The organism is Micromonospora sp. CA-263727, from assembly GCF_050942455.1.
Lineage (GTDB): Bacteria > Actinomycetota > Actinomycetes > Mycobacteriales > Micromonosporaceae > Micromonospora.
Genome location: NZ_CP192031.1, coordinates 1140685 through 1156067, shown reverse-complemented (window position 1 = coordinate 1156067; position 15383 = coordinate 1140685). Strand labels below are relative to the sequence as shown.

The 15383-nt window shown below is 70.3% G+C and carries 8 protein-coding genes; 5 read left to right on the top strand and 3 right to left on the bottom strand.

The features are described from left to right. Positions 1-238: 238 nt before the first annotated feature. On the bottom strand, positions 239-6484 hold the full coding sequence (locus ACQPYA_RS05395) for an RHS repeat-associated core domain-containing protein (RefSeq protein WP_433531533.1): 6246 nt from the start codon (positions 6482-6484) through the stop codon (positions 239-241). Positions 6485-6888: 404 nt separating this feature from the next. On the opposite strand from ACQPYA_RS05395, the gene ACQPYA_RS05390 reads away from it, so the two are divergent. The 5 genes from ACQPYA_RS05390 to ACQPYA_RS05370 all read left to right on the top strand — a co-directional run bounded on the left by ACQPYA_RS05390 (position 6889) and on the right by ACQPYA_RS05370 (position 13595). After that, positions 6889-8673 (top strand): N-acetylglutaminylglutamine amidotransferase, encoded by a 1785-nt coding sequence (locus tag ACQPYA_RS05390; RefSeq protein WP_433531532.1) that lies wholly within the window; start codon positions 6889-6891, stop codon positions 8671-8673. 2 nt (positions 8674-8675) lie between these two features. Further along, positions 8676-10574 carry an N-acetylglutaminylglutamine synthetase gene (ngg, locus tag ACQPYA_RS05385; RefSeq protein WP_433531531.1) on the top strand — a complete coding sequence of 633 codons (1899 nt, stop codon included), beginning with the start codon at positions 8676-8678 and terminating at the stop codon, positions 10572-10574. Next, positions 10571-11761 (top strand): osmoprotectant NAGGN system M42 family peptidase, encoded by a 1191-nt coding sequence (locus ACQPYA_RS05380; RefSeq protein WP_433531530.1) that lies wholly within the window; start codon positions 10571-10573, stop codon positions 11759-11761. The genes ngg and ACQPYA_RS05380 overlap by 4 nt, the downstream gene beginning before the upstream one ends. Before the next feature lie 398 nt (positions 11762-12159). Continuing rightward, positions 12160-13089: a ribonuclease Z gene (locus ACQPYA_RS05375; RefSeq protein WP_433533387.1), complete on the top strand. Its 930-nt coding sequence runs from the start codon at positions 12160-12162 to the stop codon at positions 13087-13089. Continuing rightward, positions 13086-13595 (top strand): N-acetyltransferase family protein, encoded by a 510-nt coding sequence (locus tag ACQPYA_RS05370; RefSeq protein ID WP_433531529.1) that lies wholly within the window; start codon positions 13086-13088, stop codon positions 13593-13595. Before ACQPYA_RS05375 ends, ACQPYA_RS05370 begins: the two co-directional genes overlap by 4 nt. 123 nt (positions 13596-13718) lie before the next feature. On the opposite strand, the gene ACQPYA_RS05365 is transcribed toward ACQPYA_RS05370, so the two are convergent. Both ACQPYA_RS05365 and ACQPYA_RS05360 read right to left on the bottom strand, forming a co-directional pair. After that, entirely contained in the window at positions 13719-14288 is a 570-nt protein-coding gene (locus ACQPYA_RS05365) for a hypothetical protein (RefSeq protein WP_433531528.1), read from the bottom strand. A 127-nt stretch (positions 14289-14415) separates the two neighbouring features. Then, positions 14416-15315, bottom strand: coding sequence for an intradiol ring-cleavage dioxygenase (locus ACQPYA_RS05360; protein ID WP_433531527.1), 900 nt, complete (start codon positions 15313-15315; stop codon positions 14416-14418). Between the last annotated feature and the right edge of the window lie 68 nt (positions 15316-15383).

Below are 15383 nucleotides of genomic sequence, written 5' to 3'. Positions count from 1 at the left end.
CCACCACCGCGACCGCGGCCCCCCCGACGAGAACCGGGAGCCCGGGACCAGGAAGTGGGATGAGTATCAAGCCGAGGGCCCCGACCACCAGGCCGACAACGAGGAGGGCACTACCCGCCTTCTTCATTCAGTCTCCCTTAGCGCGCCAGGCTGCTCATGAAGGTCCCCCTGCCCTGGTATGGGTGGAACACTTGCGGTTCCACCCATACCAGCGGGTTGGATCGTCCCATCTACATCTTTACCAACCGGCGTACCACCGGGACCTCTGGTAGGTGTTGATCGATGATCTGTTCATCCACACCGACGTCTCGGAGAAGGTCCACAGCCCGGACACGTCGTAGACCCAGCGGTCGCGCCACTGCCGGCGTTTCTCGCTCCAGACTTCGTACCACGCGTACCACTTGCCGCCGCTCATGATCAACATGCAGCGGGCCCGCCTGACCGTCTGCCAGCGGTCCTGGTGGTAAAGGGCCTTGACCTTCACGAGCTTCCCGGCCCAGTAGAAGATGAAGCGCCAGGGCTGCCGGTCAAGGATGTCCTGCCTGTTGCGCCACGAACCGACCTGCCACGCGGTGGTGGACAGGTGCACCCACTTGCCGGTGACCCGGTCGCCGTTACGTGCGCTACGCCACCACGGCCAACTCTTGGACGTCGACCGCATGCTCACCTTGCACACATTGCAGCCAGTCACATCGATGTTGTTGACCGGGTCGCCGCAGCCGTACTCGTAGTCGTTGCAGCTGCCGCCGACCACCGGATCGGTCGACAGGAACCGGCCGGTGCCGGATACGTACAGGCGCGCACCCATCAGGACGAGGCCGCCCGGGGTGTCGGCGGCTCGCCGGGCCGAACCGAGCCATCCGTAACGGCGCGAGCCGGCATCGTCGGCATCGCGCGGTTGGCCGTACTCGGCCTGTTCGCTGGTGTACGCCAGGCCCGGCTCGGTCTCCGTCATGCCGGCCACGAAGTCGCCGTGCAAATTGGTGAGGTGCCAGACAAGGCCGCCCGCGGTGCTGAACACCCCGGCGATACCCGAGAGTCCGACGATCGGTCGGGAGATGGTGTTGTCGCCCTCGTCGGTCCAGGCCGGACTGTCGCCGTCCCCGCTGTAGTGGTGACGCCTGGTGACGCCGCTGTCGGTGTCGTGCCAGGACCGGAACCGGTTGTTGATGACGTCCAGGGTGTAGGTGGCGCTGCGCGTTCCCTGGATGATGGTGTGAGCCATGTCGTTGACGTGGTAGCCCAGTTGTAGGTCACCGCCATCGGCGATGGCGCTGTCCGCCGCGGGCATGGTCAACGTGCGGCCGAGGGCGTCGTAGCTGTAGCCGGCACTGTTCACCCGATCGGCGGCGTCGTACGTCCACGAACGCGTCGCGGACACCGAATCGGTCTGACAGACACCGTCCGCACCCCAGCCGTACGAGACCATCCCGGTCCGGTTGGTCGCGGAGGAGAAGGCATAGGTACGGGTGGTGCACTGGCCACCGATCGTGTCGGCCGTCGACCGGAGCCGGTCTGCCCGGTCATAGCTGTAGCTCTGCCCGGACAGCGTCGACGTACGGCGGACGATCCGGCCGTGTGCGTCGCCCCACCGGGCTTCGGTGTACAGGGTGCAGTCGTCCTGACCGCAGCCGGGCTGCGTGTAGTTGATCGACGCGGGCGTCCCGGACTCGTTGTTGCCGATCGTGATCTGGACCCCGTTCGGCCAGTTCTCGCCGACCAACGCGCCGTCGGCATCGTAGGTCGCGGTGAACTGTCCGGCCTGAGAGTCGGTCGCAGCGGTCGGCAGGCCGCGCCGCTCGCCGCCGGTGTCGTAGGTGATGGTCCGAGTGGCCCGGCCGTCGCTCACGCTGGTCGGCCGGTTGGCCACATCGAAGACGACGGTGGACACGTTCCCGTCCGCGTCGGTGTACGAGATCATCCGGCCGAGCGTGTCGTAGCCGCGAATCACCTGCGCGGCAACGGCACCACCGGGTGTGATCGACTGGGTCCGGACCGGCTGTCCGGTCGCCACGTCATAGACGTTCCGGGTGGTCGACACCGGCTCGCCGAGGCCCGGCGCTTCCACCCTGGTCTCACGCGGGCGGTACCCGCTGTCGTACGTGATCGTGGTGGTGCGCAGCACACCCGTCGTGGTCTTCTCGACGGCGGTGCGGAGCAGCCCGAACATGTCATAGGTCAGCACCCGAGCCGGTACCTGCGGGCCTGTCGCCGCCTGGCCACCGGCATGGGTTCGGCACACCAGACCCGCCCACTCCAGGCGCGACCCACACTCGGGGAACGCGGAGTTGGGTGTGCCGGTGTAGTAGACCACCACCTGGGTCGACGGCGTCGTCTCAGTTCCGCCGCCACCCGGCGCGGTGGTCGCGACAACCGCCCCCGAGGCGTCGTAACGCGTACGGGTGGTCAGAGCGAGGCCAGCCGGGTCGACGATCGTGGCGGTCGGCTGGCGCAGCGTCCAGTCGTACTGGGTCTTCGTCGTACGGGGGTCGTGGGTGACCCAGCCGCCGATGTTGTTGTCCCACACCCGCAGCTGCTGCACCTCCGTGGTGAGCAAGTTGTACGGCCCACCCGTGCCGGGCGCGCCTTCGTCGTACGTGTACGTGGTGTAGGGGCGACCTCGTTCGACGCTGCCGTCGGCCAGCATCACTTCGTGGCCGGGTTCCCAGGTCGCCGTCAGCCGCTGCCCGTCCCCGGAGTACTCGTTGAGCGTGGACCGGTCACGGGCAAGCTCCGCCTCCTGACTGGCGTTGTCGGTGGGCGAGGCGTCCAACGCACGTTTGCGGTTGCCCGCGGTCAGTTCCCGGGTGACGTGCCCCCACTGGTCGTACCAGGTGGTCGCTATGTGGCCACCCGGCTCGGCGCTGTTGACCTCGCGGGCGTTGGCGTCCATGTAGATCACCAGGGCGCGTTCCCAGGACGTGGGCATCGTGCCGGCGGCCTGGTTTCCGCCCGGCAGTTGGGTGACGGGGAAAACGGCGGTGGCGTCGGTGGGTGCCTCGTTCTGGTACCACCGCGCGGTCTGGGCGCCGGACAGGTCGTACGGCGCGCCCGCACCGGAGGTCGGCACCCCGTAGACCACCGTCGTCGTCGCGGTGCCGGCGTTCAGCGCCGACCGGGAAGTCGCCTTGAGGCGGCCCTTACCCGGGTCGTCGGGCAGGGTGGTGTAGGACAGCTGCCATGGCTCCTCCGCCGCGGGGGTCACCGTGTTGATGATCCCGTCTCCGTCGTAGGCGTAACGGCTCCACAGGTGACGCACACCGCCCTCGTCGCTCCAGTCGAGGCCGGGGTCCCAGGCGGCGCGGAGTCGGCCAGCGTTGTCGTAGGCGTAGCGGGCCATCGCGACGGTACGCATCGCAGCCGGGGTGGCCTCGGGATCCCAGGCGGTGAAGGCGATCTCCTTGACCCGGCCCGGATAGTCACCCCACTGGCTCTCACCTGTCCCGGTGGCGGTGGCCGTGCTGGCGTAGGTGAAGGTCAGGGCCCGGCAACCCTTGACGAGCGTGGTGCAGTCGACCCCGGCCGCGACCGGGGCGAGCATCCGGGTCGGCCGGACGATCTCCTTACCGGCGATCGTGGTCTTCTCCCAGCTGAGGGTGGTGCTCTCGGTGTCACCCGGCGCGGTCACCGATGTCGGGAAGTACTTACCGGCCGCGGTGCCCGCGACGCGGCTGAACACCACGATGTTGCCGTCCCCGTCGGTCAGGGTGTAGGAGTCGCTGCCACTGGCGTAGACCAGTTTCAGGAACTCCATCCCGATCTCGGGGTCGAAGGCGGTCGCGGTCCGCTTGGTGAACCCGATCGTCTCGCCCTCTGGCAACCCCACCTGCACCAGCGAACCGAAGACGGTCAGTGAGGTGTACGGCGCCTCGGCCTCCTCGACCACCGTGCCGGAGACCCAGCCGGGGCCGAACATGTTCGCCGCGTCGGTCTCCGCCGCCCGCCGGGTGTTGTACGAGCGGGTGACCGTCAGGTCGCTGCCGAAAGAGCTGACCGACACGTCGGTGTCCGCCAGCGTGTAGTTGCCGGTGATCAGGTTGACTGAACCGGGGCCGACCTGCTGGGACGCCGCCGACGCCTGGTCCCGGTCAAATGTGATCTTCACCGCGCTGGACGTACCGCCCGTGCCTCCGGTGAAGGTGCCCCGCAGCTGCAACGGGCCGCTACGCGGGATCGAGGCCGCGTCCGCCGCCGCGAGGGTGGCCTCGACGTCCCAGTTGAGTTTGGCGAAGTTGCCCCCGCCGCTGGTCGGCAGCGGCCAGGTCACCGCGCCGCCACCGGCCGCGACCGTGACATGCCCGGTCGGGATGTTCACCCACGCGTCCGCGTCACCACGCCGCCACTGGTACGTCACCCCGGTGGCCGCCGCCTGGCCGATGCCGGTGATCGCGGTCTTCGCCGCGGTGATGTCGCCTTCCTTCGGTGCCGTCACTGCCCCGGAGCCGACGTTGAACGTGTAGCTGCGGATCGCCGACCGGTTCCCAGCCCGGTCCCGCGACCGCACGTACAGCGTCTGCGGACCGTCCACCGTCGGCGTGATCGACACCGTCGCGTTCGCACCCAGGCTCGGCGCGTTCACCGTCTGGCTCGGCGCGTCCACGTTCAACCCGTACTCGTACGCCGTGACGTCACCCACCCCGGAGGCGCCGAAGGTGAAGCTGCCCGCCGTCCCCACCGCACCGGCCCACTGACCGGCCGGGTACGCCGTCGACGACACCGTCGGCATCGCCGACGGCCCAACCGTGTCGATGATCATCGCGCAGTAGCCGGTCCAGGGGCCGTTCGCGCTGCCGTCGTTGCCACGGACCCGCCACGAGTAGGTGCTGCCCTCGGCAAAGGCACCGGCCGGCACCGTGGCGGTGAGCCAGGAACCGGACGCGGCAGGGCCGACGGTGGTGCCGCCGATGCGGGTGCCGCCGCCGGTGAGCCACTCGAACTCGGCCCGCACCTGCGAGCCCTCCGCGTCGGTGATCTGCGCCCGCAACTGCGGGGTCTTCGTGTTGACGTACGGCGTGTTCGGGTTGGTCGCACACGCCAGTGACGGCACGGTCGCCCGCGCCGTGACGGTCGGCGGCGTCTGGTAGGTCAGCGTCACATACGGGTCGTTCGCACCCTCCATCGAGTGGAACCTCTTCCACCCGAGGTTGTCCGTCTCCGAGGCGGCCCGCAGCCCGATGTTGACGGTGCTGCAACAGGTGACGCCGTTGGCCTGGTCGGCGAAGGCCCCGGTGACCGAGGCGTTGACCCGGCCCGCGGCACACGAGGAGTTGTAACCCTTCGTCGCGGTGGTGTAGCCGAGCAGCCTCATCCAGGTCGGCTGGTTCGTCCACCGGGCGGAGGTGGTCACGTAGCTGGTCTGCCACGTTTCCCACTGGCGTGCCGTGCACGACCACGAGTGGTGGTTCCACAGGTACAGCGTCGCCGCCTGGACCTGCTTGCCCTGCAACCACTCCATGTTGTGGAAGCTGAGGAACGAGCGGGCCTTCGTCGTGCCACCGTCGTACGTGCCGACCTTCAACTCGGTGGCCGCCGACTGGTCGCTGGTGAAGCCGATCTGCACGAACGCGTCGTAGTTGGGCTTGAGCGTCACCGCGGGGTCGATGGTCACCGGGAAGGTGGTCGCCTTGTCCGTCAACCACGCCTCGTCCGGGGTGAGGGTCACCGCGAGACGGCCACCCTTGGCCGCGCCGACCTTCTTGCCGACCCTGGTCTGGCGCAGCCGTTCGCCGGAGCGCGGATCGACCCGCGCGTCCCACATCAGCGGTTCCGGTGACGCGCCGACGGTCTCGCCGCCGGCGTCGCGGATCTCGAAGCCGCCCCGGTCGTCCGCCACCGCCTTGAGCCCCTTGCCACGCAGCGGCAGGGCGATGCTGCGGACCTGCGCGACGGCCGACCGGTTCTTGACCACCAGGAACTGCTCGAACCCGGTCCGGGTCGACTCGACCACCAGGTCCACCCCGGGACGCACCTCCGGATAGGTGGCCCGGACACCGTCCACCTCCGGCTCCGGAAGTGCACCGGACCAGCCGAGGGACAACTCGTCGTCGGCGCGGCCGACCGTGACGAGGTCGTGCTCGCCCGCCCCGGCAGCGCCGGAGAGCCGCAGCCCGTTCGGGTGGGCCTTCGCCCGGACCGAACCGTCGGCCTGCCTGACCAGGTTGAAGTCGACCTGTTGCCAGCCACCGGAGTCGTCACGCATCCGCACCGGGCCCAGGTGAACCTCCGCCTCCACCCGGCCGTCCGGCAACGCCCAGAACTCCGACGTCTCCGAGGTCATGCCGCTGATTCGTACCTTCTTGCCGGTGAGCCGCGCGGTCTGCACCGCAGCGGCCTCGTCGGGCCGCTCCAGCGTCTGTGGGGCTGCCGGCGCGGGAGCCGGCTCCGGCGCCGCCGCAGCAGGCCGGGCCACGACCCAGTCCGCCATGGTCACGGCGAGAACGACAGCCAGCCCGGCGCCGATCCATCGCTGCGCTCTGAGCGGCATCTGATGTGACGTTGCTTGTCTTAAGGGCATAGTCGTAGAACTACGCACTGATCCTCCCCCGTGGTGACAGCGTGTGGTCAGACGGTATGAGGCGCAGGGCGTCGACGCATCCCTATATTCACCATCGAAGATCGCCCGTTCGGCTCTTGCCGAGTGGACGATCAGTGATTCTCGGCCGGCAAGCCCCCGCCGACCCCGGACCCGGGACGGGGATTGCGGCAAATATCACATCGCCGGGGCGGGGTCGATCGGTGCGAGTGCGCCGAGGGCGACACGAAACGCCGGCGTCGCCGGTGTCGTGTCGTTGAACTTGATCGCGAGGGCGCGGATTCTAGCAGCGCTGTTACCCGACCGTCACGGTCTCAACAGGCGAATCGCAACAACCTCTGGCAGCATGGGCTGGCATGTGCGGACTGGCTGGGGAGTTCCGACGGGACGCGACGCTCGCCGACGTCGCCGCGGTGGAACGGATGGCCGCCACGATGTGCGACCGGGGGCCCGACGGCAGCGGAGTCTGGGCCCAGGGACCGGTCGCACTCGGTCACCGCCGGCTGAAGATCATCGACCTGTCGGCCGCGAGCGGCCAGCCCATCGTGGACTCCGCCGCCGGCCTGGCCGGCGTCTTCAACGGCTGCATCTACAACTACCGCGAGTTGCGCGCCGAGTTGCAGGCCAGGGGCCACCACTTTTTCTCCACGGGAGACAGCGAGGTCGTCGTCAAGGCGTACGCCGAGTGGGGGCTCGACTTCGTCGACCACCTGATCGGCATGTTCGCCGTGGCGATCAGCGAGCGGGACACCGGTCGCCTGGTGCTCGCCCGGGACCGGCTCGGCATCAAGCCGCTCTACGTGGCCGAGTCGCCCGGGATGGTGCGCTTCGCCAGCACTCTTCCCGCCCTGCTCGCCGGTGGCGGCGTGGACACCACGATCGACCCGGTGGCGCTGGCCCACTACCTCAGTTTCCACAGCATCGTGCCGCCGCCCCGCACCATCCTGCGTGGCGTCAGCAAGCTGCCCCCGGCCACCCTCCGGGTCTACGAACCCGACGGCGACCGCCACGAGCGGGTCTACTGGGACCCGTCGTTCCTCCGCCACACCGGGCACGCCGGCTGGTCCGAGAAGGACTGGCAGGACGCGCTGTTGGAGTCGCTGACCACCGCCGTACGCCGGCGGATGGTCGCCGACGTGCCGGTCGGCGTACTGCTCTCCGGCGGTCTGGACTCCAGTCTGGTGGTCGCCCTGCTCGCCGGTGCGGGGCAACGCCGGCTCGCCACCTTCTCCATCGGCTTCGACGCCGTCGGCGGGCGGGAGGGCGACGAGTTCCGCTACTCAGACGTGATCGCCAAGACCTTCGACACCGACCACCACCAGATCCGGGTCGCCGCACAGGACCTGGTACCCCCGCTGGAGGCCGCCGTCGCGGCGATGAGCGAACCCATGGTGAGCCACGACTGCGTGGCGTTCTACCTGCTCAGCCAGGAGGTCTCGCGACACGTCAAGGTGGTCCAGTCCGGCCAGGGCGCCGACGAGATCCTGGGCGGCTACCACTGGTACCCGCCGCTGGCCGGGGTCGACCGCGAGCGGGCGCTCGACACGTACGCCCGGGCCTTCTTCGACCGCGACGCGGCCGGGCTGGCCCGGGTGCTCAACCCCGACTGGCTCGCCGACGGCGACCCGGCGCGGGAGTTCGTCGCCGGGCACCTGGCCCGGCCCGGCGCGCAGACGGCGGTCGACGCGGGCCTGCGCATCGACACGCAGATCATGCTGACCGACGACCCGGTCAAGCGGGTCGACAACATGACCATGGCGCACGGGCTGGAGGCCCGGGTGCCCTTCCTGGATCACGAGTTCGTGGAGCTGGCCGCCGCCTGCCCGCCCGAGCTGAAGCTGGCCCAGGGCGGCAAGGGTGTGCTCAAGGAGATCGGCCGCCGGGTGCTGCCGCACGAGGTCATCGACCGGCCGAAGGGCTACTTCCCGGTGCCGGGCCTCACCCACCTGGAGGGCAAGCTCCTCGACCGGGTACGCGACGCGCTCTGCGCGCCCGAGGCCCGCCGCCGCGACCTGTTCCGCGCCGACTACGTCAACGCCCTGCTCGACGCCCCCAACGCCGAACTGACCCCGTTGAACGGAAACAAGCTGTGGCAACTCGGACTCCTGGAAATGTGGCTCCAGAGCCACCGAATCGACTGACCGTGACCGACACCCTGGCAACCGGGGTGGCCCGGACCGACCGGGGTCGGGGCGCGGGCCGGCGGTACGAGCGGGTCGGGCCGGGCGGTGATCCGATGGCCGCGGGCGGCGGCACGGACGCGGCCGGCGACGAGGAACGCCCGGATGCCGGCGAGGGCATCGTCCTCGACTGCGGTTGGGGCCGGCTGGTCTTCGGCCAGACCTTCACCGACCAGGCCGCCGTCGCGGACGTGCTGCGCTCCGAGGCGGCCGGCGCCCGGGACATCTGCATCTACCTGCGCGACCCGCACGTGCTGGTCTCCCGGCTGCCCGACGAGCTCTTCATCGACCCGTCGCTGACCTACCGGCTGCCGCTCGGCGACAACCCGCGCGGCCCGGGGCAGGCCACCGGGACCACCGAGGAGGCCGGCACCGCCGACACGCCGACGCCCGACGACGGCCGGCCGGAGCTGCCCGGGGTACGGATCCGCCGGCTGCGCGACGCCGCCGACGCGGACGCGGTCAACCGGATCTACGCGGCCAACGGCATGGTCACCGCGCCGGTCGAGGTGCTGGTCGCCAACGCCGCCACCGATCCCTTCCTGCACCTGGTGGCGGAGGCGACGACCGGTGAGATCGTCGGCACCATCACCGGCATCGACCACGTCGCGGCCTTCGACGACCCCGAGCGCGGTGCCAGCCTCTGGTGCCTGACCGTCGACTTCAACCAGGCCCCGCCGGGCACCGGCCAGGCGCTGATCACCGAGCTGGCCGCCCGGCTGGTCGCCCGGGGCCGCGCGTACGTCGACCTCTCCGTGCTCGCCGAGAACGCCGGGGCGATCCGGCTCTACGAGCGGCTCGGCTTCAACCGCATCGCCACGCTCTGCGTGAAGCGGAAGAACCCGATCAACGAGCGGCTGTTCCTGCCGGCCATGCCCGCCGGTTACGACGGGCTCAACCCGTACGCCAGGATCGTCGCCGACGAGGCGATGCGGCGGGGCATCCGGGTGGAGGTGACCGACCCGGAGTGGGGCGAGCTGCGGCTGACCAGCGGCGGCCGGACGATCCTCACCCGGGAGTCGCTCTCCGAGCTGACCTCGGCGGTGGCGATGAGCCGCTGCGACGACAAGCGGGTCACCCGCCGGATCCTCACCGAGGCCGGCCTGTCGGTGCCGCGCGGTCGCACCGCCACCGGCGGCTCCGGGGACGCGGAGTTCCTGGCCGAGGTGGGCCAGGTGGTGGTCAAGCCGGCCCGGGGCGAGCAGGGCAACGGCATCACGGTGGGGGTACGCACTCCCGAGGCGCTGGCCGCCGCCGTCGAGCTGGCCGCCCGGTTCTGCCCCGAGGTGCTGTTGGAGGAGCGCTGCACCGGCGAGGACCTGCGGGTCGTGGCGATCGACCACGAGGTGGTGGCCGCCGCGGTACGCCGGCCGGCCTCGATCACCGGCGACGGGGTGCACGACGTCGCCGAGCTGATCGAGCGGCAGAGCCGTCGGCGGGCCGCCGCCACCGGCGGTGAGTCCCGCATCCCGCTGGACGACATGACCCGGGACGTGGTCGCCGAGGCCGGGTACGAGCTGCACGACGTACTGCCCGAGGGGCAGACGCTGGCCGTGCGGCGCACCGCGAACCTGCACACCGGCGGCACCATCCACGACGTCACGGGCGAGCTGCACCCGGTGATCGCCGAGGCGTGCGTGGCCGCCAGCCGGGCGCTGGACATCCCGGTGACCGGGCTGGACCTGCTGGCGCCGGCTCCGGACCGACCCGAGCACGTCTTCATCGAGGCCAACGAGCGACCCGGGCTGGCCAACCACGAGCCGCAGCCCACCGCCGAGCGTTTCGTGGATCTCCTCTTCCCTGGGACCCGGGCACCGCAGCGGCTCTGGACCCCGGCGGGTGCGGCACCATCTCAGGCATGACCGTACGCAAGATCACTCGGCTGCCGATCGACCTGGACTACCTGGGCCAGGTGCTGATCGAGTTGCTGGACATCCCGAGCCCGTCGGGGCGCACCGACCACGTGCAGCAGTACGTGGGCGAGCGCCTCTCGGCGATCGGCATCCCGTCGACGCTGACCCGCCGGGGCGCGCTCAGCGCCTGCCTGCCCGGCCCGCGGGAGACCGGGGCGGACCGGGCGATCGTGGTGCATACCGACACAATCGGCGGGATGGTCAAGCGGCTGAAGGAGAACGGCCGGCTGGAGCTGAAGCCGATCGGTACGCACAGCGCCCGGTTCGCCGAAGGGGCCCATGTACGGATTTTCACCGACGACCTGGATCGGGTGACCACCGGTCAGGTGCTGCCGCTCAAGGCCAGCGGTCACCGTTACAACAACGCGGTCGACGAGCAGGGCATCGGCTGGGAGCAGGTCGAGGTACGCGTCGACGAGCCGGTGGAGGACATCGCCGGCCTGCGGGAACTCGGCATCGACGCGGGCGACTTCGTGGCGTTCCTGCCCAACCCGACGGTCACCCCCAGCGGGTACGTCAAGTCCCGGCACCTGGACGACAAGGCCGGCGTGGCGGTGGTGCTCACCGCGATGAAGGCGATGGTCGACGCCGGGGTGAAGCCGGCGGTCACCGCGCACCTGCTGGTCACCGTGACCGAGGAGATCGGCCACGGCGCGTCGCACGGCCTCGACCCGGACGTGGCCGAGATCGTCTCGGTGGACGCCGCGGTGGTCGCCCCCGGCCAGCAGTCCCGGGAGAACGCCGCCACCCTGGCGATGGGCGACGGGGTCGGCCCGTTCGACTACCACCTGACCCGCAACCTGGCGGCGATCGCCCGCGAGCACGACGTGGACCTGGTCCGGGACGTCTTCGACTACTACCGCTCGGACGTGGCGGCGGCGGTGGAGGCGGGGGCCCACGCCCGGGTGGCCCTGCTCGGCTTCGGCGTCGACGCCACGCACGGCCACGAGCGCACCCACCTGGAGGGGCTACGCCAGCTGGCCCAGTTGCTCTGCCTCTACCTCCAGAGCGACCTGGTCTTCCCGGAGTGGGACGCCGAGCCAGAGGGCGACCTGGCCGACTTCCCGTCGCTGGCGGTGCAGCCGGCCAGCGCGGACGGCCCCCGCGAGGGCCCGATCGGCATCGGTCCGGCCTGACCGGCGGCCCGCCCGGGGCGGCCCGGCGAATGTGATCGAAATCCGTTGCCGCTGGCCCCGGCGGTGGATAGCGTGACCATACACGGGAAAGGAGGTGGTCCAGACTTGTATAGCAATCGGACTCGTGAGGTGGCTGTCCGCTAGCCGCTGTCCTCGACAGTGATCCGTCCCTGCGCGGGCGGGCAGTAAGAGTCGTCGAGACCGTGTGGCAGCGGTGCGGCGAAACCACGACAGCCACCCGACCCCCGGGGTGCCGGCCCAGTCCAGTCGGCCCGCTTCAGCGCGGAAGCCCCGGGGGTCGCTTCATGTCCGGGTCGGCCGGGGGCCACTTCGTGGCCGGGCCGGCCCGGGGGTCGCTTGATGCCCGGGCAGACCCGGGCTGGTCCGGGGAGATCGACGTGTCCATGCGCGAGCTGGTGGTGCTCGGGACGGCCAGCCAGGCCCCCACCCGGGTCCGCAACCACAACGGGTACGTGCTGCGCTGGGACGACGAGGTGATCCTCCTCGACCCGGGCGAGGGCAGCCAGCGGCAGTTGCTGCACACCACGGTCACCGCCACCGATCTGACCCGGATCTGCGTCACCCACTTCCACGGCGACCACTGCCTCGGCCTGCCCGGCATCATCCAGCGACTCTCCCTGGACCGGGTGCCGCACCCGGTCCCGGTGCATTTCCCCGCCGCCGGCACCGAGTACTTCGCCCGGCTGCGCCACGCCAGTTCCTTCTACGAGACCGCCGAGCTGGCCGTGGAGCCGATCGAGGCGGACGGGCAGCGGATCGCGCTGCGCTGCGGCACGCTGGAGGCCCGCCGGCTGCGGCACCCGATCGACACGTACGGCTATCGGCTGGTCGAGCCGGACGGGTGCCGGATGGTGCCGGAGAGACTGGCCGCATACGGCATCGTCGGGCCGGCGGTCGGCGAGTTGCAGCGTGTCGGCCACCTCGACCTCGGCGGGCGTCGCGTCACCCGGGAGGAGGTAAGCGTGCCCCGCCCCGGGCAGCGGTTCGCCTTCGTGATGGACACCGGCCTCTGCGACGGCGTGTACGCGCTGGCCGAGCAGGCCGACCTGCTCGTCATCGAGTCGACCTTCCTGGAGTCGGAGGCCGCCCTCGCCGCCGAGGTCGGGCACCTCACCGCCGGCCAGGCCGCGCGGGTGGCAACCGAGTCGGGGGTACGCCGCCTCGTGCTCACCCACTTCTCCCAGCGGTACGCCGACCCGACCCGCTTCGCCGAGGAGGCCCGCCGGCACTTCGACGGCGACCTGGTGATCGCCGAGGACCTGACCACGGTTCAGGTCCCGCCCCGGCGGGTACCCTCGGCCGGATGACCGTCACGCTGCGTCCCGCCACCGCCGGCGACCTGATGGCGGTGGGCCAGCTCCACCAGCGGTCCCGGGTCGCCGCGTACTCCTCCTTCCTGCCGCCGGAGGCGCTGGCCACCCCGACGCCGAAGGCCATGGGCGCATACTGGGCCGAACGGTGGGCCTGGGAGCGCGACAGCCACCGGATGATCCTGGCCATGCGGGCCGATACCCTGGTCGGGTTCAGCTACCTCGGGCCGGACGACGAGGACGAACCGGACACCGGGCTGCTCTGCGCGATCCATCTGGCCCCGGCCGAGCGTGGCCGGGGCATCGGCCGGGCGTTGATGGTCGACGCCCTGGAGGCCATGCGGACCCGGGGCTGGCGTCGCGCGGTGCTCTGGGTGCTGCGCAAGAACACCGCCGCCCGCCGGTTCTACGAGCGTGGCGGCTGGTCGCCGACCGGAGCGGAACGCATCGAACTGATCGGCACCACGCAGACCCCGCAACTGCGCTACACCCGCCCCCTCTGACCCACTCCGGTCGACGTCCTCGACCCGCTCGACGTTCGAGATCTTGGACAGTTCCTGTTCGCGCCGAACAGGAACTGTCCAAGATCTCGTATCCGCGACCCGAATTCAGGAATGCTGCGCTGGTCAGGCAGCCCGCCACCTTTTCCTGCTGTCCGTTGCGGTGGTGGTGCATACCATCGCCCTGCCGGTCTTCGTCACCCCACGCGCTCCTTGGACGGAACAGAACGCGCCCGGATGCACGCCCTGCTGCACGCTCGCAGTGGTCTTCGTCGGCGTCGGTTTCGGCTTCGGTGCCGCGGCGCTCGGTGCCGTGCTGGTCCGCTTCGGCGTGGGGCTGACACTCTTGAATGACTTCGGTGTGGGGCTGACGGACTTGGACGGCTTCGGTGTGGCGGACTGCCCTGGCGTGGCCGCAACTGTCGCCGTACTGATCGGATCCGGCGTCGCATCCGGGCTCAGCGTCGCATAAATCTCGTCAACAATTTTTGCGTCGGCCGCAGTTGATGGCCTGGCCGCTTTGTCGTCGTCGGAAAACGCATTGACGATGCCGCCGCAGCAACACAGGGCCACGATGCCCGCGGCAACACTGAGGAGCAGATTTACATTTTTCTTTGGCTTTGGGCTACTCACCTGGCGAGTGTGATGGTGCACCTTGATGATCGACAGCAGGCGATCGGCCAGATGGTGCGCCACCGAGTCGACTCGGCCTCAACTATCGGCATCGAAATTTCCCCGTGCGGGCTTACGATAATCGGCCAGGGTATTGATATGCCACCGATCCGTCGACTGAACCAGACCGGAAGGTGGGGGCTCGCCGCCGTCAGGTTCCGTCCTGGTCGGAGTCGACGCCGAAGTTGATTACGCCGAGGTAGCCGTCGCCGTCCTCGGTCACCGTCATCAGCATGCTCTCGGCGAAGATGGAGTCGTTGTCGTTGAAGGTGTCCCGCCCGGTGTGCACCGCGTACGGCTGGTTGGCATAGACCTTGGCGTTCAGCGTCTCGTCGAACATCACCTGCGTGGTCAGCACCCGGGCGTTGTCGACATGCACCATCGCGTGGATGTGCACGGTGCGGCCCCGGTACCAGCCGGGCCAGATGGTGGTGAACTCGACGATGCCGTCGGCGTTGGTGACCTGCGCCCCGCGCAGGTAGCGCTGGTCGTCGGCCGGGGTCAGATCGGCCATGTCCCCGCCACCGGAGTCACCGCCGGGCGAGTTGCCACCAGGAGCGCCGCCGGGTGCACCGCTCGGCGGGGTGCCGCCGGGGCCGCCACTGGGCGGGGTGCCGCCGCCGGAGGCGCCGTTCGCGCCGGACGACTGGGCCTCGGCACCCGAGTAGAGGCCGGCCGCGTCGCAGTGCCAGATCTCCACCACCGCGTTCGGCAGCGGCCCGCACTGCTCGCTGTCCTGCACCCGGATGGCCAGTCGGAGCCGTACGCCCTCGCGGTCCTCCCGGATGTCGCTACGGATCTTGTCGGCGTCGAAGTAGTACGGCCCCTGGGTGGTGCTCGCCGTCAGCGTGCAGGTGTTCGCCCCGTCGAACAGCGAGGTGAGATCGTTGGCGGTGGTCGCCTGCGGGGCGACGGTCTCACCGGTCGAGGTGGTGACGGTGCCGCCGTCCCGGCCGCAGGCCGCCAGCAGGCCGGCCAGCCCGACCGAGCCGATCCCGGCGATGATGCGCCGCCGGCTGACCCGCTGCCCCTCGTGGTGGTCGTACCTCATCGTTGCCTCCCGTCGTCGTGCCTGGCAGCGACGATAGGAACGGCCGATAAGCGGACACTTTGCCGCTC